The sequence below is a fragment of the Bradyrhizobium sp. ORS 111 genome (assembly GCF_045571485.1).
Lineage (GTDB): Bacteria > Pseudomonadota > Alphaproteobacteria > Rhizobiales > Xanthobacteraceae > Bradyrhizobium.
This window is the reverse complement of the sequence record NZ_CP120701.1, coordinates 3,979,128-4,003,658: the sequence shown is the minus strand read 5'-3', so window position 1 is coordinate 4,003,658 and position 24,531 is coordinate 3,979,128. Positions and strand designations below refer to the sequence as shown.

At 64.2% G+C, this 24,531-nt stretch carries 20 protein-coding genes; 11 read left to right on the top strand and 9 right to left on the bottom strand.

All coding sequences use genetic code 11. The features are described from left to right. The first annotated feature begins 80 nt into the window (after positions 1–80). The 3 genes from P6U30_RS18685 (at position 81) to P6U30_RS18675 (ending at position 3,020) form a co-directional block, all read left to right on the top strand. A complete protein-coding gene (locus tag P6U30_RS18685) occupies positions 81–824 on the top strand; it encodes a TetR/AcrR family transcriptional regulator (protein WP_407170327.1) in 744 nt (247 codons plus the stop codon). Positions 825–1,126: 302 nt separating this feature from the next. Then, positions 1,127–1,753, top strand: a complete 627-nt coding sequence (locus P6U30_RS18680; RefSeq protein WP_407170326.1) for a PepSY domain-containing protein — start codon at positions 1,127–1,129, stop codon at positions 1,751–1,753. A 229-nt stretch (positions 1,754–1,982) separates the two neighbouring features. Continuing rightward, positions 1,983–3,020, top strand: coding sequence for an aspartate-semialdehyde dehydrogenase (locus tag P6U30_RS18675; protein ID WP_407170325.1), 1,038 nt, complete (start codon positions 1,983–1,985; stop codon positions 3,018–3,020). 95 nt (positions 3,021–3,115) lie between these two features. On the opposite strand, the gene P6U30_RS18670 is transcribed toward P6U30_RS18675, so the two are convergent. The 6 genes from P6U30_RS18670 to coaD form a co-directional block, all read right to left on the bottom strand. Continuing rightward, a complete protein-coding gene (locus P6U30_RS18670; RefSeq protein ID WP_407170324.1) occupies positions 3,116–3,676 on the bottom strand; it encodes a hypothetical protein in 561 nt (186 codons plus the stop codon). Positions 3,677–3,922: 246 nt separating this feature from the next. Continuing rightward, positions 3,923–5,014: a tRNA preQ1(34) S-adenosylmethionine ribosyltransferase-isomerase QueA gene (gene queA / locus P6U30_RS18665; RefSeq protein ID WP_407170323.1), complete on the bottom strand. Its 1,092-nt coding sequence runs from the start codon at positions 5,012–5,014 to the stop codon at positions 3,923–3,925. A 138-nt stretch (positions 5,015–5,152) separates the two neighbouring features. After that, positions 5,153–5,617, bottom strand: coding sequence for a peptidylprolyl isomerase (locus P6U30_RS18660; RefSeq protein WP_280977922.1), 465 nt, complete (start codon positions 5,615–5,617; stop codon positions 5,153–5,155). Continuing rightward, on the bottom strand, positions 5,593–6,030 hold the full coding sequence (locus P6U30_RS18655; protein ID WP_407146083.1) for a hypothetical protein: 438 nt from the start codon (positions 6,028–6,030) through the stop codon (positions 5,593–5,595). The genes P6U30_RS18660 and P6U30_RS18655 overlap by 25 nt, the downstream gene beginning before the upstream one ends. Before the next feature lie 5 nt (positions 6,031–6,035). Then, on the bottom strand, positions 6,036–6,599 hold the full coding sequence (locus P6U30_RS18650) for a peptidylprolyl isomerase (RefSeq protein WP_407170322.1): 564 nt from the start codon (positions 6,597–6,599) through the stop codon (positions 6,036–6,038). A 44-nt stretch (positions 6,600–6,643) separates the two neighbouring features. Further along, the gene (gene coaD / locus P6U30_RS18645; RefSeq protein WP_407170321.1) at positions 6,644–7,141 is read right to left on the bottom strand and encodes a pantetheine-phosphate adenylyltransferase; all 498 of its coding nucleotides are present in this window, start codon (positions 7,139–7,141) and stop codon (positions 6,644–6,646) included. 270 nt (positions 7,142–7,411) lie between these two features. Here coaD and P6U30_RS18640 point away from each other — a divergent pair, with 270 nt between their 5' ends. The 5 genes from P6U30_RS18640 (at position 7,412) to P6U30_RS18620 (ending at position 14,072) form a co-directional block, all read left to right on the top strand. Further along, positions 7,412–7,669, top strand: coding sequence for a hypothetical protein (locus tag P6U30_RS18640; RefSeq protein WP_407170320.1), 258 nt, complete (start codon positions 7,412–7,414; stop codon positions 7,667–7,669). Positions 7,670–7,813: 144 nt separating this feature from the next. Further along, positions 7,814–9,709, top strand: coding sequence for a potassium transporter Kup (locus P6U30_RS18635; RefSeq protein ID WP_407170485.1), 1,896 nt, complete (start codon positions 7,814–7,816; stop codon positions 9,707–9,709). A gap of 89 nt (positions 9,710–9,798) precedes the next feature. After that, positions 9,799–11,820 (top strand): serine hydrolase, encoded by a 2,022-nt coding sequence (locus P6U30_RS18630; protein WP_407170319.1) that lies wholly within the window; start codon positions 9,799–9,801, stop codon positions 11,818–11,820. A 67-nt stretch (positions 11,821–11,887) separates the two neighbouring features. Next, positions 11,888–12,847 (top strand): phosphotransferase family protein, encoded by a 960-nt coding sequence (locus tag P6U30_RS18625; protein WP_407170318.1) that lies wholly within the window; start codon positions 11,888–11,890, stop codon positions 12,845–12,847. Positions 12,848–13,031: 184 nt separating this feature from the next. Beyond that, on the top strand, positions 13,032–14,072 hold the full coding sequence (locus tag P6U30_RS18620; protein ID WP_407167068.1) for an IS110 family transposase: 1,041 nt from the start codon (positions 13,032–13,034) through the stop codon (positions 14,070–14,072). Between the two features lie 371 nt (positions 14,073–14,443). Here P6U30_RS18620 and gyrA read toward each other — a convergent pair whose 3' ends face one another. The 3 genes from gyrA to P6U30_RS18605 form a co-directional block, all read right to left on the bottom strand. Continuing rightward, positions 14,444–17,176 carry a DNA gyrase subunit A gene (gyrA, locus tag P6U30_RS18615; protein WP_407170317.1) on the bottom strand — a complete coding sequence of 911 codons (2,733 nt, stop codon included), beginning with the start codon at positions 17,174–17,176 and terminating at the stop codon, positions 14,444–14,446. Positions 17,177–17,399: 223 nt separating this feature from the next. Further along, positions 17,400–17,798, bottom strand: a complete 399-nt coding sequence (locus tag P6U30_RS18610; protein WP_407170316.1) for a DUF2306 domain-containing protein — start codon at positions 17,796–17,798, stop codon at positions 17,400–17,402. A gap of 256 nt (positions 17,799–18,054) precedes the next feature. Continuing rightward, positions 18,055–18,540 (bottom strand): single-stranded DNA-binding protein, encoded by a 486-nt coding sequence (locus P6U30_RS18605; protein ID WP_407170315.1) that lies wholly within the window; start codon positions 18,538–18,540, stop codon positions 18,055–18,057. Positions 18,541–19,411: 871 nt separating this feature from the next. On the opposite strand from P6U30_RS18605, the gene P6U30_RS18600 reads away from it, so the two are divergent. From P6U30_RS18600 to uvrA, 3 genes are all read left to right on the top strand, one after another. Continuing rightward, on the top strand, positions 19,412–20,158 hold the full coding sequence (locus P6U30_RS18600) for an outer membrane protein (protein ID WP_407146073.1): 747 nt from the start codon (positions 19,412–19,414) through the stop codon (positions 20,156–20,158). A gap of 239 nt (positions 20,159–20,397) precedes the next feature. Further along, positions 20,398–21,060 (top strand): outer membrane protein, encoded by a 663-nt coding sequence (locus tag P6U30_RS18595; RefSeq protein ID WP_407170314.1) that lies wholly within the window; start codon positions 20,398–20,400, stop codon positions 21,058–21,060. A 249-nt stretch (positions 21,061–21,309) separates the two neighbouring features. Then, positions 21,310–24,285: an excinuclease ABC subunit UvrA gene (gene uvrA / locus P6U30_RS18590; protein WP_407170313.1), complete on the top strand. Its 2,976-nt coding sequence runs from the start codon at positions 21,310–21,312 to the stop codon at positions 24,283–24,285. Positions 24,286–24,531: the final 246 nt, after the last annotated feature.

Genomic DNA, 24,531 nt, shown 5'->3' with positions numbered 1-24,531 from the left:
AGCAGCGCGAATGGACGAATCCGGCCGTCACGGGTTATAGACCGGACACACCCGTCCGAAACGCAACCAGATGAGCAGGAATGGGATTGACCGCGACCAAGGTCAGGGCAACGAAACGCAATGTTGCGAAATCGCGCGGCGGCCGGCCGACACGGGACGCCGCGATCGAGCGCGACCAGCGGCTGATCGAAGTCGCCACGCGGCTCTTCCTTGATCGCGGGTTCGACGCAACCTCCATCGACGCGGTGGCGGAAGCCGCGCGGGTCAGCAAGCCCACGGTCTATGCGCAGTACGGCGACAAACGTGGCCTGTTCGCTGCGGTGCTCCGGCGCGAAATCGCGCGCTGGCTTGCCCCCCTCGCCGCGGCGGCCGCCGAGATGCACGTCAATGACGCCTCGGACGGCTCGGTCGAGCAGCGGCTGACCAGCCTCGGACGCCAATTGCTGCAGCTCAACTGCGGCGACGATGCCATCGCCTTCAGCCGAATCCTGACCGCGCAGGCGATCAACTTTCCCGAGGTTGCCAAACTTGCAGTCGATGAAGGCTGGTCGAAGGCCGTGTCGACGACGGCGGTGTTCTTCGACCATCTGGTCGAGAGCGGCGCCCTCGAACTCGAGGACACCACGATCGCCGCCGAGACGTTCCTCAACATGGTGGTGGGCCACACCCATCGGATGGCGACCTTCGGGATCCCAATGGACCTGGAAACCGCCGAGAGGCGCATGGAGGTCTCGATCCGGTTGTTTCTCGCCGGGGCCCTTGGTCCGCCCGGACGGGCTCCTATCTTGCCTAAGGCCAGCCAGCGCCGCCGGCCCGCACGCTGACAGTTCCGCAAAGTATCCGGCTCGCGCATCAGATTACCTCACGCAGTGCAGCAATTCGGCGCTTGACCAAAACAAAACGATACCGTATGGTTTTATTTATAAAGAGATGCGAACCCACTGCAACGAGCCCCCCAAGGGTCTCGCGTCGCCTGACAAACTACGATCGCCGCAACGGAGCCTACGCCGTCGCTCCGCTGGACGTTCAGCGGCCGACCTTCACGCAACGGGTCGGCCGCACTTTCTCCATCCGCATGGCGGCCGCGACGCGCAAGCGCGTCAGCGCGAAAAGCACGAGTTCGACGATGACGACAGGACGACTGCGCAAGCTGGGACACCGGATGTTCGGGACGTGGCTGCTTGCGATTGCGCTGCTGTCCCTGCTCGTCGCCTCCCCGGCCCGCGCGATCGCCACGACGGATGCCGCAGGGGGGGCTCCACTCCAGAACGACGACAGCGCGCAGCTCGACGCACAGGCGGTTCGCCGCGAGATCGACAGCTTCCGGGCGGCCCAGATCTCGCTGCGTCAAGCCGTGGCGATCGCCGAGGCGCAGCATGCAGGCGCGACCGCGGCGGATATCAGCTTCGACGGCGGCGCTGACCCCGCGGTCTACAGGGTCAAGACGGTCCAGCGCGACCGCGTCTGGCAGCACGCCATCAATGCTGCGACCGGCGAAGTGACGGGCGGCGAGGCCGCCTTACCGCTCGCGATGCTGGACGACGAAGATCGCAGCAACCTCGTCGTGCTGCGGGGGCTTCGGCATCGCCTGTCGGATGCCGTGCGCGTGGCCGAACACGCAACGTCGGGCCGGGCGATCAGCGGCGGCCTGACGCGCGAGCGCGGCCGGCTCAACTTCGTGATCGTCGTGGTCAGCGGTGCCGATCTGAAAGAGGTCATCCTCGAGCCGCCGGGGGCGGCACGTAAGCGATGACGCTGGAGCCGGTCGCCGCCACGGTTTCGCCCAAAAGCATTGACGGCCGCCGATCTCTGCCGCATAAGTCCGCCCCATGATCACCGCGACCAAACGCACGACCAAAACCACCAAGCCCTCCGGGGCCTCGGGAGACGTGCGCGCGTAGTCGGTCGAACCGCATCATCTCAATCCGAAGCCCCGCCTGATGAAGGTCCGGGGCTTTTTTATTGCCTGCAACACATCTCGAATGGAGGACAAAGTGAGTAACGATCCCGTCGTCGCGATTGTCGGCGTCACCGGCGCAGTCGGCGCCGAATTCATCGCCACCATGGACAAGCGCGGCTTCCGCGTCGGCAAGCTGAAGGCCCTGGCCAGCGCCCGCTCGGCCGGCAAGACCATCGACTTCCGCGGCAAGCAGGTCGTGATCGAAGAGCTCACCGAGCGCGCCTTCGACGGCGTCGACATCGCGCTGTTCTCGGCCGGCAGCGGCATCTCCAAGAAGTTCGCGCCGCTTGCGGTGAAGTCCGGCGCCGTCGTGGTCGACAATTCCTCCGCCTTCCGCATGGATCCGAACGTGCCGCTGGTGATTCCGGAGATCAACGCGAACCGCATCCGCGATCACAAGGGAATCATCGCCAACCCGAATTGCGCCGCGATCACCGCGCTGGTGCCGCTGTGGCCAATTCACCAGAAGAACCGCATCAAGCGCGTGATCATCTCGACCTACCAGGCCGCGAGCGGTGCCGGCGCCGCCGCGATGGAGGAGCTCGTCGAATCGACGCGCGCCAATCTCAACGGACAGGTCTACACGCCGAAGGTGATGCCGCATCCCTACGCATTCAACCTGTTCAACCACAACACCGCGATCGATCCGGAGACAGGCTACAACGACGAGGAGACCAAGGTCATCAAGGAGACCCGCAAGATCTTCGAGGACGACAAGATCGCGATCGGCGTCACCTGCGTACGCGTGCCGGTGCTGCGCGCCCATTGCGAGGCGATCACTTTCGAATGCGAAAACCCGATCACCGAGGACCAGGTGCGCGCGATCATGGCGCAGGCGCCGGGCGTGAAGATCGTCGACGACCGCGCCGGCAACTACTTCCCGATGCCGATCGACGCCTCGGGTCAGGATGACGTCCTGGTCGGCCGCATCCGCAAGGACCTCAGCGACCCCAGCGGGCACTCGATCTCGATGTTCGTCGCCGCCGATCAGCTCCTGAAGGGTGCGGCGCTCAACGCGGTGCAGATCGCCGAGCTGTTGCCGGAGCGCGTGCCGGCGTGAGGTTGTAGGGTCGGCGAAGCGCGAGCGTGCCCACCACTTCGCTTCGATGGTGGGCACGCCGTTACACTCCCGCCGCACGTCATTCCTCGCGCTAGCTAGCCGCAGATGTTGACGAACCGCGGTCCACGCGGCGTCCACACCCTGCGCAAGCAGCCGTCGTCGCCGACGAATGCGAAGCGATGGAAGCGACGGTCGAAGAAGCGGCGGTCCGCGAAGCGGTGATCGAACCGATGATCGAAGAACCGACGGTGAAAGTCGTCTCGATCAGCGAACCTTGAGAACCGGGGCGAGAAGCCTCGATGCGCAAAGGACTCGCCGGCGAAGCGCCCGCCGCCGCCGAATTGCGTCCGTCCAGCCGCGGTGCCGACATGCGTGCCACCAGCCGGGCTCTGCATTCCGCCAGCCGTGCCGCCGGAGGTCATCCCGGCGCCGGCTCCGCCTCCGCCGCCACGGGACAGGCCGCCACCCATTCCACCGCCGGACATGGCACCTCCGCCACCGGACATGCCACCCCCACCGCCCGACATGCCACCACCAGACATGCCGCCGCCGGACATACCGCCACCGCCGCCATGCTGGGCCAAGGCCGGTGATGCAAGACCAAGCGCCGTTCCGAGCACGGCAACGGCGAGGCCGCTAAGGATCTTGCAGTTCATGGCAATGTTCCTCCTTGCTTGTTTGCAGCAATAGCGAACCAAACGATCGGAGCTCCCAAATGATCCCGCGCTTCAAATGACAAGTGAATCAGAGTCTGACAGACAAGTTAGGTACGTCGGCAACTGCGCAACGGATTGATGGCGCACTGGATTGTGCGACCGTTCAGTCCGCAAACGGGCGTACACAAGCGTTCCCGGTTTTTCGTGGCGTGCTTGATTTAGGGCGCGAGGCTCGCGCTTTGCGCACTACAAATCAGCGTGCGGCTCGTGCGCGCGAAACAGCAGGCAGGCGTCGCCGTATGAATAGAAGCGATAGCCGTGCTTGATCGCATGCGCATAGGCACCCTGCATTGTATCGAGCCCGGAGAAGGCCGACACCAGCATGAACAGCGTCGAACGCGGCAGATGAAAATTGGTCAAGAGAATATCCACCGCGCGGAAGCGATAGCCCGGCGTGATGAAGATCGAGGTCTCGGCCGAAAACGGCAGGATGGTGCCGTCGGCGGTCGTGGCGCTCTCGAGCAGTCGCAGCGACGTGGTGCCGATCGCGACAATCCGTCCGCCCTTGGCGCGTGCGGCATTCAGGGCGGATGCGGTTGCTGCGGTGATGCAGCCCCATTCGGCGTGCATCCTGTGCTCCGACGTCTCCTCGGTCTTCACCGGCAGGAAGGTCCCTGCCCCGACATGCAGCGTCAGCCGGTGCAGCTCGACGCCGCGCTGGCGTAGCGACGCCTCCAGCGCCGGCGTGAAATGCAAACCCGCGGTCGGCGCGGCCACCGCGCCTTCATTCGCCGCGAACATGGTCTGGTAATCGGCAACGTCCTTGTCGTCGGGCGTGCGCTTCGATGCGATATAGGGCGGCAGCGGTGTGGCGCCGACGTCTGATATCGCCTGGTCGAGCGTGGGGCCGTGGAAGGAGAACGACAGCGTCACCTCGCCCTCCTGCCCCTTGGCCTCGACTTCGGCGTCGAGATGGCCGAGCAGGCACACCTTGCCCTCGTTGCCGAAGCGGACGATATCGCCGACCGCGAGCTTCTTTGCCGGCTTGACCAGCGCCTGCCAGCGCGAGCCATCGAGCCGCTTGATCAGCGTCGCCTCGACCTTGGGCTCCGTCTCGCGCCCGATGCGGCGGCCCTTGAGCTGGGCGGCGATCACCTTGGTATCGTTGACCACGATCTGGTCGCCCGCTTCCAGCCAGTGCGGCAGATCCGCGATCGTGGCATCGCGCAGCACGCCATCGGGATGCACCACCAGCATCCGCGCGGAGTCGCGCGGGCTCGCGGGCCTCAGCGCGATCCGTTCAGGAGGAAGTTCGAAGTCGAAGAGATCGGTGCGCATTTTAGCCTGCACACTGCTGACCCTCATCCTGAGCAGCGCGACAGCGCGTCTCGAAGGATGAGGCCAGCTTGTTGTAGCATCGTGGCCTCATGGTTCGAAACGCCTGCTTCGCAGGCTCCTCACCATGAGGGGACACAGTTACGCCGCGTCGGCGGCCATGCGCGCTTTGACGATCTTGTCTGGGTCCTTCACCGGCTCGCCGCGCTTGATCTTGTCGACGTTCTCCATGCCCTCGGTGACCTTGCCCCAGACCGTGTACTGGCCGTTGAGGAAGGATGCGTCGTCGAAGCAGATGAAGAACTGGCTGTCGCCGGAATCCGGATTGGCCGCGCGCGCCATCGAGGCGGTGCCGCGGACATGCGGCTCCTTGTTGAATTCGGCCTTCAGCTTCTTGCCGGACCCGCCCATCCCGGTACCCTGCGGACAGCCGGTCTGGGCCATGAAGCCGTCGATCACGCGGTGGAACACGATGCCGTCGTAGAAACCTTCGCGCACCAGTTCCTTGATCCGCGCGACATGGTTGGGCGCCAGGTCGGGGCGCATCTCGATCGTGACGGGTCCCTGGGTGGTTTCAAGGATCAGAGTATTCTCGGTAGCAGCCATGCTCGCTTCTCCTGGCTTCGGGGTGGATATTTCTTGTTTCTGAACGGGATCGCGAACGGGCGGCCCGCCACCGCGCCGCCCAGGCTCTCCGTAAATGGCAACGGCGTGCAGCGTTGCAACGCCTCCATCACCGCGATCCGGTATTGCAGCCGGTCGTTATCGGTCGCCTGTTCCGATTCGTAGGAGATCCTGGGATGCCCGAGGATCGCACCGTCGCGGTTGAAGCTCACAATAACGGTAATGTCGATCGGGTTGGCCTTGTCCAGCGGCGGCGGCCTCCAGCACCGATGAATGCTCAGGACAACATCCCGGATCGTGTTGAGTTGCTGGGGCTCGGCCGGTGCTGGCCCGGCCAACGCAAGCCACACGAGCGGCGCGGCAAACCAGAGAAGTGGCTTGCTGCGCGCCGCCATCGGGATCACTTGATGTCGGATGCGACCTGCACCTTCACCATCTTGTCGGGATCGGTGACGGTGCCGCTGGCGGAGCCCGCCGGCGCCTTCTTCAGCTTGTCGACGACATCCATGCCCGACACCACCTCCCCGATTACGGTGTACTGGCCGTTCAGGCTCGGGCCGTCGGCATACATGATGAAGAACTGCGAATTGGCGCTGTCGACCGAGTCGCCGCGCCGGGCCATGCCGACGATGCCGCGCTTGAACGGCACGTTGGAGAACTCCTGCTTCAGGTTCGGATACTTCGAGCCGCCGGTGCCGTTGAAGTTCTGCCCGTCGCCGGTCTGCGCCATGAAGCCATCCATCACGCGGTGGAACGGCACGTTGTTGTAAAAGCCCTCGCGCGCGAGCTGCTTGATGCGCTCGGCATGCTTCGGCGCGATGTCGCTGCGCAGCTTGATGACGATGCGGCCCTTGGTGGTGTCGATCACGATCGCATTGGCCTTGTCGAGGCCGGCGGGCAGCGGCTGCGCGATCGCGGGAACGACGCAGAACAGCGCGGCAACGAATGCAAGAATTCGGATCATGGAAACTCCGGATCAGGACGTTCGGGATGTGGCAGGCGCCGGCATCAGCCGGCGAATTTGGCCTTCAGGCTAGCGGCGACCGATGACGGCACGAATGCAGAGAAGTCGCCGCCCATCTGGGCGATCTGGCGTACCAGTGTGGCGGTGATCGGGCGAACCGCGACCGATGCCGGAACGAACACGGTGTGCACCTCAGGCGCCATGGCCTCGTTCATGCCCGCAAGCTGCATCTCGTAGTCGAGATCAGTGCCGTCGCGCAGGCCGCGAATCATCAACGTGGCCCCGGCCGCGCGCGCCGCCGCGACCGTGAGGTTGTCGTAGGTCGAGCTCTCAAAGACGCACCCCGCCTTTTGGGCGATCGGGCCAAATACCTCATGCACCATGGCCAACCGTTCGTCGGTCGAGAACAGCGGTTTCTTGCCCGGATGAACGCCGATGGCGACGATCAGGCGGTCGCACAAGTTGACGGCCTGCCGGACCACGTCCAGGTGGCCGTTGGTAACGGGATCGAAGGAGCCGGGATAAATCGCGATGCGGGTCATGGTCCCCTCTAACCCGCCCCGCCTTGCCCGGCAAGCATGCCCGGTTCCAAGGCCCCCCCGATCCGCTTGATTTCGCCTCGGCCAGTGAACCAGCCCTGGCATCCCAGCATCGATCAAGCCGAATGTTTCGTGAGCCAGTGGCGGATGAAACAAAACCGCTCGGCGACGAAACCATTTTTGCGCGCGGCGAAGACACCAGGAAACGCGCCGCCGGTACAGCCTGCACAACGAAAACGATGGGCCCCGGGGGCCCGATCACAGGGGACCGTCATGATCAAGGCACTTTCCGCCGTCGCCATCGCCGCGTTCATTGCGGCGGCGCTCACCGTTCTTCCCGGCTTCGCCCCGCAGGTCGCGGCCAGCACCCCGCAACCGCTTGCCAAGGCCGACCGCCTCGACATCCATCCGGTCGGCAAAGACTGCTCACAGCGGGCCTGGCCCAACTTCGAGGCATCCTGCCTGCGCGCTGCCGGCAGCAAGCTATCGGTCCGTGAAGCCCGCCTCGTCACCGCCCCCCGCGCGCCGTAGTCGGCACGGCGACGCCATTCACTGTCACGCAAATCCCATGGAAATTTGCGACGTCTCGTCGCAGACTATTACCTAGCGCGCCCACCGGACGTTCTGGTCGGGCGCGCGGCATCGGGGGGTTTGCACGTGACCAGTACGCCTGCCATCGTCTCCTCCGGCCACCATCCGAGCCCGCTTCCGCTCGCGACAACGCTCGGCGCACTTGGCGTCGTCTATGGCGACATCGGCACCAGCCCCCTTTACGCACTGAAGGAGGCGGCCAAGGCCGCCGCCCACGGCGGCGCGCTCACGCACGGCGCCGTCCTCGGCGTGGTCTCGCTGATCCTGTGGGCGCTTATTCTCATCATCTCGCTGAAATACGCGATGCTGATCCTGCGCGCCGACAACCGCGGCGAAGGCGGCATCGTCGCACTGCTGGCCCTGCTGTCGGCCCGCAATGCCGCGCCGGGCACCTGGCGGGCCCAACTCCTGATCGTGGGGCTTATCGGCGCCGCCCTGCTCTATGGCGACGGCGCGATCACCCCGGCCATCTCGGTACTGTCGGCGATCGAAGGCCTGAAGGTCGATGCCCCGTCGCTGGCGCCTGCCGTCGTGCCGCTCACCGTCGTCATCCTAGTCGGCCTGTTCGTGATGCAGAAGCAGGGCACCGGATTCATCGGCCGGATCTTCGGCCCGGTGATGCTCGGCTGGTTTGCGGTGCTGGCGGCGCTCGGCATCCACGGCATCGTCAAGGCCCCAACCGTGCTGGTTGCGCTCAGCCCGTTCTACGCGTTCGATTTCCTGGTGCACCAGGACTTCCACATCAGCTTCGCCATTCTCGGCGCCGCCTTCCTCGCCGTCACCGGCGGCGAGGCGATGTATGCCGACATGGGCCATTTCGGCCGGTTCCCGATCCGCCTCGCCTGGTTCGCGGTTTGCCTGCCGGCGCTGGTGTTGAACTATTTCGGCCAAGCTGGCGAATTGATCACGGATCCGACCTCGGCTGACAACCCGTTCTTCCAGCTCGCTCCCGACTGGGCGCATTATCCGATGGTTGTGCTCGCTACTGTCGCCACCGTGATCGCCTCGCAGGCGATCATCTCCGGCGTGTTCTCGCTGACCCAGCAGTCGATCCAGCTCGGCTTCCTGCCGCGCATGCACATCGAACACACCACGAGCGATGCGATCGGCCAGATTTACGTGCCGCTGGTGAACTGGCTGCTCGCAGCCGCAACGCTCGGTGCCGTGCTGGCGTTCGGCACGTCGGACGCGCTCGCCGGCGCTTACGGCATCGCGGTCTCGCTCCTGATGGCGATCACCACATTGCTCGCCGCGCTGGTCGCGATCCAGTGGGGTTACTCGCCGATCCTCGTGATCGCGGTGAACGGCTTCTTCTTCGTGATCGACACGATCTTCTTCGCAGCGAATTCGGCCAAGCTGTTCGAAGGCGGCTGGTTTCCGCTGCTACTCGCCGCCGCCGTCGCGTTCCTGATGCTGACCTGGCGTGGCGGCGTGAAGCTCGTCGAAAAGGCGCGCGCCAAGCTGCGCCAGCCGGAAGAGGATTTGATCGAGACCGCAGTCAACAAGTGCCGAAGCCGCCTGCCGGGCACCGCGGTATTCCTGGCCTCTGCGCCCAAGGGCGTGCCGCTCGCGCTGACGCAGTTCGTCAAGCACAATCACGTGCTGCACCAGCGCGTGCTGCTGGTCACCGTGCAGATCGAGGAGCTGCCGCGGATCTCCGATGACGATCGTGCCGAGGTGATCGAGATCATCCCGGGCATCACGCGGATCATCCTGCATTACGGCTTCATGCAATATCCGACGATCTATGAGGGCCTGAAGCTCGCCTGTCGGCAAGGCAAGCTGCCCGGCATCGACCTCTCCGACGTGACCTACTACATCGGCCGCGAGACCATCATCCCGCGCGAGGATATTCCGGGCATGTGGGTGTGGCGGGAAGGACTATTCGCCTTCCTGCAACGCAACGCCGAGCGCACCGCCGCGTTCTTCGGCGTGCCGACCGGACAAGTCGTGGAGTTCGGCACGGAGATCGAGATTTGATGGTCCAAGCCCAGCCTTTAGAGACCGGGTTCGATCATCGGCAAAGCGGCCACCATCGACCTGTAGCGGCGTTCTTGCGGAGCTGCGCGATGAAACTCATCGCGTCGATGTGGACCATTCCAATCGCGCTATGCTTGTTGGGGTCGGCGTTCGCAGATGAACTCACGACAGCAGGCGATACAAAAAGCCTCGGCTTCTCAGCCGCCCGTCTGGCGCGGATCGCGCCGTGGTATCAGGCGCGCTTCGATTCTTTCCCGCCGTCGGACGGCCTTCTGCCTGGCGCCGTCGTCGCCATCGCAAAGGGCGGCAGGCTCGCCTATTTGCAGGCGATCGGATTTCAGGACCGCGCCAAGACGATTCCGATGAAGGCCAATTCCATCTTCTGGATCGCTTCGATGACCAAGCCGGTGACCAGCGTCGCCGCCATGATCCTGGTCGACGACGGCAAGCTCGACCTCGACGCACCCGTTGCCCGGTATCTGCCCGAGCTTCAAGACATGAAGGTCGGGTTCGCGAAGACGGACGCCGCTACCGGCAAGACGGAATTCGGGCTCGATCCACAAAAACGCCCAATGACGGTTCGCGACCTGCTGCGCCACACGTCCGGCCTCATTTATCCGGAAATGGATTTTGCGTATCCGGAACGCGGTCTTGCCGACCCGACCGCCGATTTCGGAATTCGGGCGATCCACATGTTCTACGGCTGGAAGGCCGTGTACCGGCGCGACAGGACGTTGGCGGATTTCGTTTCGAGCTTGGCCGGCCTGCCGCTCGCCCATCAGCCCGGCGAAGTCCACGAGTATGGCTGGAGCGCCGATGTGCTGGGTCGTGTGGTCGAAGTCGTGTCCGGTCAGCCCTTCGACCAATTCCTGCAGGAGCGCATCTTTGCGCCGCTGCACATGATCGACACGGGCTTCTATGTCCCCAGCGAGAAGCTCGACCGGCTCGTCGATTCTCCCATGCCACAGCGGCCGCCGATCTGGGATGTCACGACACCGACGAAACTGTTCGCCGGCGGCGGCGGGCTGGTTTCGACGGCCCCCGACTATCTTCGCTTCTGCCAGATGGTTCTGAACGACGGCGAACTCGATGGCGTGCGCGTGCTCAGCCCTCAGGCGGTGAAGCAGATGACAACGAACGCACTGCCGCCGGATGTTCGCATCTTCGGAGGAGACGACGTTGGCGCGCGCGCCGGAACGACCTTCGGACTTGGCTTCGGCATCCGCGCCAATCCGGTCTTTAGCTGGATTCCCGGAGCGGTCGGGAGCTTTTCCTGGGCTGGACTATGGGGCACCTATTTCTGGATCGATCCGGCGGAGAAACTGATCGGCATACAGATGATCCAGGCGACGCCCGGCAGCAAAGGGCGCGCGGCGATGCTGCCATCGGGGATCAATCACCTGACCTATGGCGCATTGGCGATTCCCGAGCCCTCCACGTCCACCCCGCCGGCAGCGACGGATGCGAACCCCGAGACGCTCGCCGATTATGTCGGGACCTATGACTTCGGCTCCTCCGTGAGCTCGCGCGACAGACAGGGCTTGGCCGATGACAAGACCGGATGGCTTGGCATCGAGTCGTTCGTCGCCATGGAGCAGGATGGATTGAGGATCAACAAGCCCACCCCCGGCGGTCCCGCAATCAAGGCCGGCGTGGCTGCGGGCGATCTCATCACTGAACTCGACGGCGCGCCGCTCAAAGGTCTCTCGCTCGCCGACGTTCTGGCTAGGCTACGCGGGCCCGCCAACACGACGATCAAGCTGAAGCTCGTCCACAAGGGCCAGGATGGCGCAAGCGATCTCAGCGTCGAGAGAGCCGCCCGCCGCATCAACACGGTCCAACTTCAAGTTCGCGTCGAGCAAGGCAAGCTCGTCGCGGAAGCTGTGGGGGCTTGGCCGATCCTGGAGTTCGAGAAAGGCAAGGCGACGCCGCTGGCGGCGACATCGAGCAACGAATTCACGGTGGACGACGACGATCACACCCGCATCGCATTCGTCAGAAATGCGGTCGGCAAAGTCTCTGGGCTGACCCTGAATCCAGGGCCTTGGGAGCAAAGGGCGACGATCATGGCGTCAGGCCTTAACGTATCTAGCGCTGGATTCGGAAGATGAAAAAGAGCGCTTTGGCTGTTGGGTGCGACCGACTAGCATCGCAGTGCGAGTGATCTCCGGACGGCACATGTCAGACGATCCACCTCTTCGGCTAAAGCCCCGGCTTGCGGTCTCGCGCGATCAGGCGCAGGCGATCGTTGACCGCGCATTGACCGGTTCGACGGTGCTCGGCATCGCCGAATTGCGCGGCGGCGAGATCAGCACCATCTTCGATATCACGCTGGCCGACGCACCCGCCTGCATCATGAAGGTCTATCCGGCCTCGCTGCACTGGAAGATGGCGAAGGAGGTCTACGTCCTGGGACTTCTGCGCGATATCGGGCCAGCGGTGCCTCGCATCCTCCTTGCAGACGACACGCGCTCGGTGATCGACCTCAACGTCGTGCTGATGACCAAGCTCGACGGCACCCTGCTCGGCTCGCGCGAGCCGTCGCTGACGGACGCGGAGTTGTTCGCGGTCTACGCCGAAATGGGCGCCTGCCTGCGCAGGATCAACGACGTCACCCTGGGCAGCTTCGGCTACATCGGCCCGAACGGGGTTTGGACGCCTCACGCCAGCAACCGCGCCTACATGTCGGCCCAGTTCGACAAGAAGCTCGCCGAGTTTTGCACTCGAGGCGGAAGCGAAACGCTGGCCGAGCGGCTTCGTACCGGCATCGCCGCCCGCCGGCACCTGCTCGACGCGGCCGACATGCCGCGGCTCTGTCACTACGACTTCCACGCCGGGAACGTGCTGGTGACGTCCGATGGCGCGCCGCATCTCTCAGGGATCGTCGATTTCGAAAATGCCACCGCCGGCGATCCGCTGATGGACGTCGCGAAGGCGCTCTACTACTTCACACCCAAGGATGCGCCCAAGCGAGATGGATTGCTCACCGGTCACGGCACGCGCGACCGCCCGGACTGGGAGGCCACGATCGAGCTCTACCGGCTCGCCTGCACGCTGGAGCTGTGGTGCTGGATGGCCCAGATCGGCAAGCCGGACGCGCTCCCCGCTCTCACCAGGGAGCTGGAGAACGCGTGCTGATCCCGTAGCGGCGTAGATGGGGTAACGGGCCCCCAGTCCCCCTTCCCAGCCAGCCGCGCTAGCTACGGCGCTATTGGATGGCGCGCGTCGCGCGGCTGGCTTGGAAGGGGGCGGTCGTCCCTCACATTGATGGTGTAACGGAGTCGAGGCAAGGCCTCGCTCCAAGCATCGAGGAGAGACGACCATGGACCATTATGCCGGAATCGACGTGTCATTGGAATGCTCCAGCGTGTGCGTTGTCGACGCGAACGGCAAGATCACTCGGGAGGCGAAGGTGGCGAGCGAACCGGAAGCGCTGATCGGCTGGTCCCGTTCGCTCGGGTTCGAGCTGGCCAGGATCGGGCTGGAGGCCGGGCCGCTGTCACAGTGGCTTTACGCGGCGATGAAGAAGGCTGGCCTTGCGGTCGAGCTATTGGAGACACGCCACGTGAGCGATGCCTTCAAAGCGATGCCGGTGAAGTCGGACCGCAACGATGCCCGCAACATCGCGCAATTGATGCGGCTCGGCTGGTTCCGGCCGGTGCATTGCAAGTCGATGAGTGCCCAGGAGACCCGCGCGATGCTGACGGCGCGCAAGCTGATCCAGGCCAAGCTTCAGGACCTCGAGAACAGCTTGCGCGGGATCTTGCGTGGCTTCGGCCTGAAGGTCGGCAAGACGACGAAGCGCAGCTTTGCGGCACGGATCGGCGAGCTGGTGGCCGGCCATCCAGCCCTCGAGGCGATCGCCGCGGCGACGCTGGCAGTTCATGCGGTGTTGCTGCGCGAGTTCAACGGTCTTGAGAAGCGGGTGCGGGCGATGTCTGTGCTGGACGCCAAGGCCAGGCTGTTGATGTCGACGCCGGCCGTGGGGCCGGTCATCTCGCTGACCTATGCCAGCGCCATCGATGATCCCTCGCGCTTCACCTCCTCGAAGCGGGCGGGACCGCTATTCGGGTTGACGCCGAAGAAGCACCAGTCAGGGGAGACCGACCACTCCGGCCGCATCAGCAAAAATGGCGACGCTGCCGTGCGCGAGGCCCTCTATGAGGCTGCCCACATCATCCTGACCAAGCCGATCAAGGGCTGTGCACAGCTCAAGAGCTGGGCGATGCGGATCGCCAGGCGCGCCGGCATGAACAAGGCCAAGGTGGCGCTGGCGCGCAAACTCGCCGTGATCATGCTGCGCATGCTTAAGGACAACGTCCCCTTCAATCCGGCTACCAAGGCAACCGCAATGGCGGCCTAACAGAGGAGCGCACAGGTTTTCGGGCGGGTCACGACACCAGCCTTCCCGAAGCAAAGTCCCTTCGCCGGGACGATGGATCAGGTCAGGCCGTCATCCGGGTTGTCGACGCATCCAACAATGCGATCACGCTTCCGTAGATTGGCCGACCTGCTCCTCCCTAGAACCCCATCAGGCGACGGCCACAGCGCCGATCCCGTACAGAAGCAGGTTCCCGGCGAGCGGATGACGCAAAAGGGATTGACTAACCAAGGCCCGTTACAGAAGCCCGGATGGAGCGCAGCGCAATCCGGGACGGATGACTGCCACATGGCAAAGAACCCTGATTTCGCTTTCGCTCCATCCGGGCTACGGCTCTCCGAAACGGCGGCGCACTAGCCGCCGTTTCCGTTGCCGTTCTCGCCGTTCTCCTCTTCCGGGATATGCTCGACCGAAACGACATGCTCGTCCTCGGCGGTGTCGAACACGATCACGCCCTGGGTCGAGCGGCCGGCGATGCGGATGTCGGCCACCGGGCAGCGGATCAATTGCCCCTTGTCGGTGACCAGCATGATCTGGTCGGCGTCCTCGACCGGGAACGAGGCAACCAGCTTGCCGTTGCGGTTGTTGACGCTCATCGCAACGATGCCTTTGCCGCCGCGGCCGGTGGTGCGGTACTCGTAAGACGACGTCCGCTTGCCGTAACCGTTGACGGACACGGTGAGCACCACCTGCTCCTGCGCCGACATCTCGACATAGCGTTCCTGCGAGAGCTGGATCGCGCTGGTGGCCTCCTCGCCCTCGGCCTCTGCCGGCTCCTCGGCAGCAGCCTCGCCGGCGACCGCGCGACGCATCTTGAGATAGGCCGAACGCTCATCCGAGGTGGTCTCGACGTGGCGCAGGATTGCCAGCGAGATCAACTTGTCGCCCTCGGCGAGCGCGATGCCGCGCACGCCCATCGAGGTGCGGCCGGTGAAGACGCGCACGTCGGTGACCGGGAAACGGATGCACTGGCCGCCGGCGGCGGTCAGCAGCACGTCGTCATGCTCGGTGCAGATCTGCACGTCGACGATCGCCTCGCCTTCGTCGAGCTTCATGGCGATGATGCCCGAGCGGCGGACATCGACGAAATCGGACAGCTTGTTGCGGCGGACGTTGCCGCCCGTGGTCGCGAACATTACGTCGAGATTGGCCCAGGAGGATTCATCCTCGGGCAAGGGCATGATGGTGGTGATGCGCTCGCCCTGCTCCAGGGGAAGGATGTTGATCAGCGCCTTGCCGCGCGCATTCGGCGCAGCCATCGGCAGCCGCCAGACCTTTTCCTTGTAGACCTGGCCGCGCGAGGAGAAGAACAGCACCGGCGTGTGAGTTGAGGCCACGAACAGGCGGCTGACGAAATCCTCGTCGCGGGTCTGCATGCCGGCGCGGCCCTTGCCACCGCGGCGTTGCGCCCGATAGGTCGACAACGGCACGCGCTTGACGTAGCCGGCGTGCGACACGGTCACCACCATGTCCTCGCGCTGGATCAGGTCTTCGTCCTCGACCTCGCCTTCCTGCTCAATGATCTCGGTCCGGCGCGGGGTGGCGAACTCGGCCTTCACGGCTGCGAGTTCCTCCTTGGCGATGCCCTGCACGCGCGCCCGCGAGCGCAGGATGTCGAGGTAGTCCTTGATCTCCGCGGCGTGCTTGTCGAGTTCCGCCGAAATCTCCTCGCGGCCGAGCGCGGTCAGGCGCTGCAAGCGAAGGTCCAGAATGTGCCGGGCCTGCTCGAGCGACAGGCGGATGGTGCCGTCGGCATTGATACGATGGCGCGGATCGTCGATCAGCGTGATCATCGCCTCGACATCCCGCGCGGCCCAGTCGCGCGACATCAGCGCTTCGCGCGCGGCGGCCGGATTGGGGGACGCGCGGATCACGCGGATGACCTCGTCGATATTGGCAACCGCGATCGCCAAGCCGACCAGCTCATGGGCGCGGTCACGCGCCTTGTTGAGCAGAAACTTGGTCCGCCGCGTCACCACCTGCTCGCGGAACGCAACGAAGATCGTGAGCAGGTCCTTCAGATTCATCGTCTGCGGACGGCCGCCGTCGAGCGCCACCATGTTGGCGCCAAAGCTCGTCTGCAGCGGCGTGAACTTGTAGAGCTGGTTCAGCACCACGTCGGGCATCGCGTCGCGCTTCAGTTCGATCACGACGCGGTAGCCGTCGCGGTCGGATTCGTCGCGCAGGTCGCCGATGCCCTCGATCTTCTTCTCGCGCACCAGATCGGAGATGCGCTCGACCATCGAGGCCTTGTTTACCTGGTAGGGAATTTCGCTGATGATGATCGCTTCGCGTCCGCCGCGGATCGTGTCGATCGTCACCCGCCCGCGCATCACGATCGAGCCGCGGCCGAGATGATAGGCCGAGCGGATGCCCTGGCGGCCCAGGATGATGCCGCCGGTCGGGAAATCCGGCCCAGGAATGATGTTGATGAGTTCGTCGATCGACAGCCCGGGATTGTCGATCAGCGCGACGCAGGCGTCGACCACCTCGCCGAGATTGTGCGGCGGGATGTTGGTCGCCATGCCGACCGCGATGCCGCCGGCGCCATTGACCAGCAGGTTCGGGAATTTGGCAGGAAGAACCGTCGGCTCCTTGTGCGAGCCGTCATAGTTGTCCTGGAAGTCGACCGTGTCCCGGTCGATGTCGTCGAGCAGATGCAGCGCGATCTTGGTCAGCCGCGACTCGGTGTAGCGCATCGCCGCGGGCGGATCGCCGTCGACCGAACCGAAATTGCCCTGGCCATCAACCAACGGCGCGCGCATCGAGAAATCCTGCGCCAGACGCACCAGCGCATCGTAGATCGCCTGGTCGCCATGCGGGTGGTAGTTGCCCATGACGTCGCCGACGATACCGGCGGACTTCTTGTGCTTCTTGTCCGGCGTGTAGCCGCTCTCGTTCATCGAGTAGAGGATGCGCCGGTGCACCGGCTTCAGTCCGTCGCGCGCATCGGGCAGCGCACGCGACACGATCACGCTCATCGCGTAATCGAGGTAGGACTTTTTCATCTCGTCGAGAATGGAAACGGGACGAATATCTGAGGGCCCCGGCGGCTCGCCGGGCTTGTGGTCTTCGTTATCGGACAAAGGGGAAATCCGGTCAGTTCTACTCGGGAATCATATAGCGTATCGGGGCCGCGAAAACCACCCTCACCCGGCTTCGGCAAGCCGTTTTTCCGCTCGTTTTTTCATGGACTTACGAGGTGATCTTGGGGTTCGAGGACACCCAGGTCCGAGACACTCGTAGCGAGTGCCGAACAGCCAATGGAACCGCGTGCCTACCCGCACTTCGCCATTCGCCTTCTCTCGCTCACTGGCCAAATACCGCGGCATGCATGATCCGCCCGGGCACGAACGTGAACAGCCCGGCGATGACGAGCGCGCCAAAGAAGATGCCGATCATCGTGAACTTGTGGCGGCGGACATCGTGGGACCGTGCAGCCATCACGCCGAGCACCAGCATCACCACCGTGAAGATCGACAGCAGATGGATCGGGCTCCACGGGCCCACCAGACGGATCTGATGGATCCAGAACGAGCTCACCGCCACGACGAGCATCAGCGCTGCCCAGATCCAACCCAGGGTTCGGTGCGGCAGCGTGCCCTTGGGTGCGGCGAGCTGAATGGAGCCGAGCACGAAGGCGGCCATCGCCGCAAAGGCATGAAGCGGAATCGCAGGCGTTGCGTCGAGCAGAGGCGCAAGGCTCATGGTGACGGGCTTTCAAGGCCGGCGACAGCAACAACGCGATCGCCGGGCAATGTAAATATCATTAACATTCGATTCTGTCAAAGCGAGGAATTCACGCCCCCACTACGTAAAGTAGGTTCGACATATCAAATGCTTATCGGCGCACATTGCGAACTCATGTGAAGACGCGAACGCCACGCAACAGTTCGCTGTTCCGCGAACATAGATTTTCACGGAACAGCGGCCGGCTGAATTGTTCGCAATCGCGCGATCCCGATCAGAACGGGATGTCGTCGTCCATGTCGCTGTTGCGGCTGCCGGCGGCGACCGCGCGCCGCGGCGCGGAGCTCACCGGACCAGATGACCCGAAATCGCTGCCGCCTTCGTCGGAGAAGCTGCTGCCACCTCCGCCGCGCCCGTCGAGCATGGTCAGGTTGGAGTTGAACCCCTGTAGCACGACCTCGGTGGAGTATTTCTCGACGCCGCTCTGGTCGGTCCATTTGCGGGTCTGAAGCTGCCCTTCGATGTATACCTTGGCGCCTTTCTTGAGGTACTGCTCGGCAACCTTGCAGAGGCCCTCGTTGAAGATCACCACGCGGTGCCACTCGGTTTTTTCCTTGCGCTCGCCGGTGCCCTTGTCGCGCCAGGTTTCAGAGGTGGCGACGGAAAGGTTTGCGATCGGACGGCCGTCCTGAGTCCGCCGAATTTCCGGATCCTTGCCGAGATTGCCGACCAGAATCACCTTGTTCACGCTTCCCGCCATTGCTTCATCTCCACTCAAAACCGGGCAGCCGGACATCAGCCGCCACTCTCAACCTTCGCCACTTACTGCAGGCGTCGCGAACGACCCTATACGCCGGCACCGCCCCGCCGCCTGCGCTATTCGCGCGGCCCCTCGCCGGTTATCCCCACATATAGCATCGCGCGGTGAAATGTTCCAGCTTTGTTCCGCGCAACCTGCCGTAGCAAAATCGCTCGGGACAGAGCCGCAGCGAACAGCCGGCCAAAATCACGCCTCGTAACAACTACAGACGCGTCAATTGCTTGCTCGAGAAACACTTCTTCGCGCGAGTGTGGCTGTTCGGAGACGGCCTTTCCGGTTGAATCGTCGTATAAATGCGATCGGATGGCATGGGCGCTCGCGTCGCCGCTTCGGGACCAAGGGAAGCGGAATGGCGTCCAGACTTGCCAGCAAAGAAGCATTTGCCGGCTACAAGCAGGCGGGCCTCTATATCTGCGGCCTCGAAGCGAGGGCGGCTGTGCTGATCCCGGACGGGCTTTCGCACCTACGTAATCGACACACTCCGTAATCGACACACCTCGTCGCCTGCAGCGCTTCCGATCTCCCCCCCGGGTGGCGCGCGGTCGCCACGCCTCGAATCCCGGCTGTCCGACCGCCCAATCATGCACGACAACACTTGCACGCTGAATAACGCGCCGGCGACCGGACCACGTTGCGATTTCGGATTTCCCGATGTGGGGTCGGAACCCCTTCAAGTGTTAAGCAGTTGTAAAAAATGGAACCGATGCAACTTGTTGGCGACTGTGGCCGCGCAGTGACAGCCCTTCCGGGAAACCCGTGGTAGCTTCGGCTTCAAGTTTAGAGCTTCCGAATTCTCAGGAAGGGGGATCCCATGAAGAAGTTCCTGATCGCAACGGTCAGCATCGCCGCTCTCGGCATCACCTCCGCGTCGGCGGCCGACCTCGCCGCGCGTCCCTACACCAAGGCGCCGCCGCCGATGATCGCCGCCGTGTACGACTGGAGCGGGTGGTACATCGGCGCCAACGGCGGTTGGGGCTCGAGCCGCAATAGCTGGAACTCGGTCTCGCCGTTCCTGATCGGCGCGGAAGGCAGCCATGATGCGACCGGCGGCGTGGCCGGCGGCCAGATCGGCTATCGCTGGCAGGCGGGCACCTGGGTGTTCGGCCTTGAAGCACAGGGCGACTGGGCCGATCTGAAGGGCAGCAACGCGAGCCTCCTGTTCCCCGGCTTCATCAACACCTCGAAGATCGATGCGTTCGGCCTGTTCACCGGCCAGATTGGCTATGCCAATAACAACGTGCTGCTCTACCTCAAGGGCGGCGCCGCCGTGACCTCGAACAAGTACCGCATCAACGATCTCACCGGCGCGCTGTTTGCGAGCAGCGGCGACGACACCCGCTGGGGCGGCACCGTCGGCGTGGGCCTTGAATTCGGCTTCGCGCCGAATTGGACGGCCGGCATCGAGTACGACCACCTGTTCATGCAGGATCGTACCCTCAACTTCACCTCGCCGGTCACCGGCCTTACGGTCGCCAGCGATAGCATCCGTCAGGACGTCGATCTCGTCACCGTCCGCTTGAACTACAAGTTCGGCGGTCCGGTCGTCCCGCGCTACTGATCGAACTGACATAAGTCAGCGAAAAGGCCGGCCTCGCGCCGGCCTTTTTGTTGCCTGGAGAGCACAGGTCAGCACCCGACATGGACTCCAGATCCCGCGTTTGCCGTGCATTGTTGTTTTCTGGATACACATGTTCCCGGTTATCCGTGTAGAAGCGCACCAACGTCAGGCAACACTGCTGTGACGTTCCCTTCAAGGATTGAAGGGACAACAAGAAGAATGGGACTGGGATTTTGAAAATGAAGACCGTTTTGCTGGCGTCGGCCGGCTTGCTTGTTTTGAGTGCGTTTGCTCCGGCCTCGGCCGCGGACTTGGCGGCGCGTGCGCCCTACGTGAAGGCTCCGCCGCCGGCCGCGATCTACAACTGGACCGGCTTCTACATCGGCGGCTTCGGCGGCTATGCCAGCGAGAACGGCGACTCCGATCCGAAGATGAGCGGTGGCTTCGCCGGCGGCACGGTCGGCTACAACTGGCAGACCAGCAACATCGTGTTCGGCATCGAGGCCGATGGCGGCTGGGCTGACGTCGACGCCTCGGTGTCGGCGCTGGGTGTCACGGCGAAGAGCAAGATCGATTCGCTCGGCACCGTGCGCGGCCGCCTCGGCTTCGCTGTCGACAAGGTGCTGTTCTACGGCACCGGCGGTTACGCCTGGGCCAACAACGAGGTCAGTCTCTCCGCGCTCGGCGTGACTGTCTCGCAGAGCAACTTCCACTCCGGCTGGACCGTCGGCGCGGGCATCGAGGCGTTCTTCGCGCCGCAGTGGTCGGTCAAGGGCGAGTACCTCTATCGCAGCCTCGGCAGCGAGACCTACTTTGGTGTTCCCTCCGGCGACCTGAACCTGCACAGCGTCCAGGTCGGCGTGAACTATCACTTCGGTGGTCCGGCCGCCGCGCGCTACTGATCGACATCTACGACTCCGTCGTGGTGAAAAGGCCGGCCTCGCGCCGGCCTTTTTGCTTGGCCAGAACCGCTCTACTGACGGCTGCTGCCATCCGGCAAACTATCCGTTGATGGACCCAACACGGCACTGGAAATCCGCCGCCGTTCTTCCTACGTTCCAGTGCTCACACACCCATCGGCGCAAGGTCCCGGCATCACCGGTGACGCGCGCCCAAAAAGGCGCAAACACCAGGCGCCCGGAATCGCCGCAATGGATGAAGTGCTGAAGTCGAAGCGCCAACAGACCGCGGGCTCCTCGTCGCGTGCCATCACGATTCGCGGCGCCCGCGAACACAATCTGAAGAACATCGACGTCGAGATTCCGCGCGACAATCTCGTGGTGTTCACGGGCCTGTCCGGTTCCGGCAAATCTTCGCTCGCCTTCGACACCATCTATGCCGAGGGCCAGCGCCGCTACGTCGAATCGCTGTCGGCCTATGCACGCCAGTTCCTGGAGATGATGCAGAAGCCCGACGTCGACCAAATCGACGGCCTGTCGCCGGCGATCTCGATCGAACAGAAGACGACATCGAAGAACCCGCGCTCGACGGTCGGCACCGTCACCGAGATCTACGACTACATGCGCCTGCTGTGGGCCCGCGTCGGCGTGCCCTATTCGCCGGCTACCGGGTTGCCGATCGAGAGCCAGATCGTCTCGCAGATGGTCGATCGCGTCCTGGCATTGCCCGAAGGCACGCGGCTCTATCTGCTGGCACCTGTCGTGCGCGGCCGCAAGGGCGAGTACAAGAAGGAGCTCGCCGAATATCTCAAGAAGGGCTTTCAGCGGGTCAAGATCGACGGCACCTTCTACGAACTCGCGGAGGCGCCCGCGCTCGACAAGAAATTCCCGCATGACATCGACGTCGTGGTCGACCGCATCGTGGTGCGCCCCGACCTCGCCCAGCGCCTTGCGGAAAGCTTCGAGACCGCGCTGAAGCTCGCCGACGGCCTCGCCGTGATCGAATACGCCGACGCACCTAGCGCAGCCGCGAGCGAAGACAAGAAGAAGACCGCGAAGATCCACGACAAGAGCGGCCCCGAGCGCATCCTGTTCTCGGAGAAGTTCGCCTGCCCGGTCTCCGGCTTCACGATTCCCGAGATCGAGCCGCGTCTGTTCTCGTTCAACAACCCCTATGGCGCCTGCCCGGCCTGCGGCGGCCTCGGCGTCGAGCAGCATGTCGACGAGGATCTCGTCATCCCCGACAAGGAGGCGACCTTGCGCAAGGGCGCGATCGCGCCCTGGGCGAAGTCGTCCTCGCCCTATTACATCCAGACGCTCACCGCGCTCGGCAAGCACTACAAGTTCACGCTCGACACCAAGTGGAAGGATCTGCCGAAGAAGGTGCAGAACGCGCTGCTGCACGGCTCCGGCGACGACGAGATCAAGTTCTCCTACGAGGACGGTGTCCGCTCCTACGACACCAAGAAGCCGTTCGAGGGCGTCGTCACCAACATCAACCGCCGCTATCGCGAGACCGAGAGTGAGTGGGCGCGCGAGGAGCTCGGCAAATATTTCTCCGACGTGCCCTGCGAGGGTTGCCACGGCTACCGGCTGAAGCCGGAGGCGCTCTGCGTCAAGATCGGGGCTAAGCATATCGGCGAGATATCAGAGCTCTCGGTCAAGCGCGCCGGCGAATGGTTCGAGACGGTACCGGACGCGCTGAACGCCCAGCAGAACGAGATCGCCGCCCGCATCCTCAAGGAGATCCGCGAGCGCCTGACCTTCCTGCTCGACGTCGGCCTGAATTACCTGACGCTGTCGCGCTCCTCCGGCACACTCTCCGGCGGCGAGAGCCAGCGTATCCGCCTGGCGTCGCAGATCGGCTCGGGGCTGACCGGCGTGCTCTACGTGCTGGACGAGCCGTCGATCGGCCTGCACCAGCGCGACAACGCCCGCCTGCTCGACACTCTGAAGCGGCTGCGCGATCTCGGCAACACGGTCGTGGTCGTCGAGCATGACGAGGACGCGATCCGCCTCGCCGATTACGTGCTCGACATCGGCCCCGGCGCCGGCATGCATGGCGGCCATATCGTGGCGCAAGGCACGCCCGACCAGATCATGCGCAATCCGAAGTCGCTGACCGGCAAGTATCTGACCGGCGAGCTCTCGGTCCCCGTGCCCGATCGGCGGCCGCCGAACCATCGCCGCACCATCAAGGTCGTCAACGCCCGCGGCAACAATCTGAAAAACGTCTCGGCGGAGATTCCCCTCGGCCTGTTCACCTGCGTCACCGGCGTCTCCGGCGGCGGCAAGTCGACGCTGCTGATTGACACGCTCTACCGCGCCATCGCCCGCAAGCTCAACAATGCCAGCGAGGGCGCGGCCCCGCACGACCGCATCGAGGGGCTCGAGCATATCGACAAGATCATCGACATCGACCAGTCGCCGATCGGCCGTACCCCGCGCTCCAACCCCGCGACCTACACCGGCGCCTTCACGCCGATCCGCGAGTGGTTCGCAGGGCTCCCCGAAGCCAAGGCGCGCGGCTACGAGCCCGGGCGCTTCTCCTTCAACGTCAAGGGCGGCCGCTGCGAGGCCTGCCAGGGCGACGGCGTCATCAAGATCGAGATGCACTTCCTGCCCGACGTCTACGTCACCTGCGACACCTGCAAGGGCAAGCGCTACAACCGCGAGACGCTGGAGGTGCTGTTCAAGGGCAAGAGCATCGCCGACGTGCTCGACATGACGGTCGAGGAAGCCGCCGAGTTCTTCAAGGCGGTGCCGCGCGTGCGCGAGACTTTCCAGACCCTGCACCGCGTCGGCCTCGACTACATCCATGTCGGCCAGCAGGCCACCACGCTGTCGGGCGGCGAAGCCCAGCGCGTCAAGCTCGCCAAGGAGCTGTCGAAGCGCGCCACCGGCCGTACCCTCTATATCCTGGACGAGCCGACCACCGGCCTGCACTTCCACGACGTCGCCAAGCTCCTGGAGGTGCTGCACGAGCTGGTCGCGCAGGGCAACACGGTCGTGGTGATCGAGCACAACCTCGAGGTCATCAAGACCGCCGACTGGGTGATCGACCTCGGCCCCGAAGGCGGCGACGGCGGCGGCGAGATCGTCGCCTGGGGCCCGCCAGAAGACATCGTGAAGGCGCCGCGCAGCTATACCGGCAAGTTTTTGGCGCCGGTGCTGAAGAAGGCAAACAGCAAGCCGCGGAAGAGCAGCGCGAGCGAGGCGGCGGAGTAGTTGCGCCTCTCCGCGTTTAGTGGCGGGCGGTTGGGCGGATTAGCGAAGTGCCATCCGCCGATCGGTTGTTAACGTGACCGGCGAGTTGCGCCTGCGGCGAACTGATCCCGAGGGCTGTCAACGAATGCAGCCGTCATTGCGAGCCAACGGGTCGCGCGAATGCGCGCCCGATGACAGGCTCCGCGAAGCAATCCATCTGCCCGCAAGAGCGGTTGGATGGATTGCTTCGTCACTATCGCTCCTCGC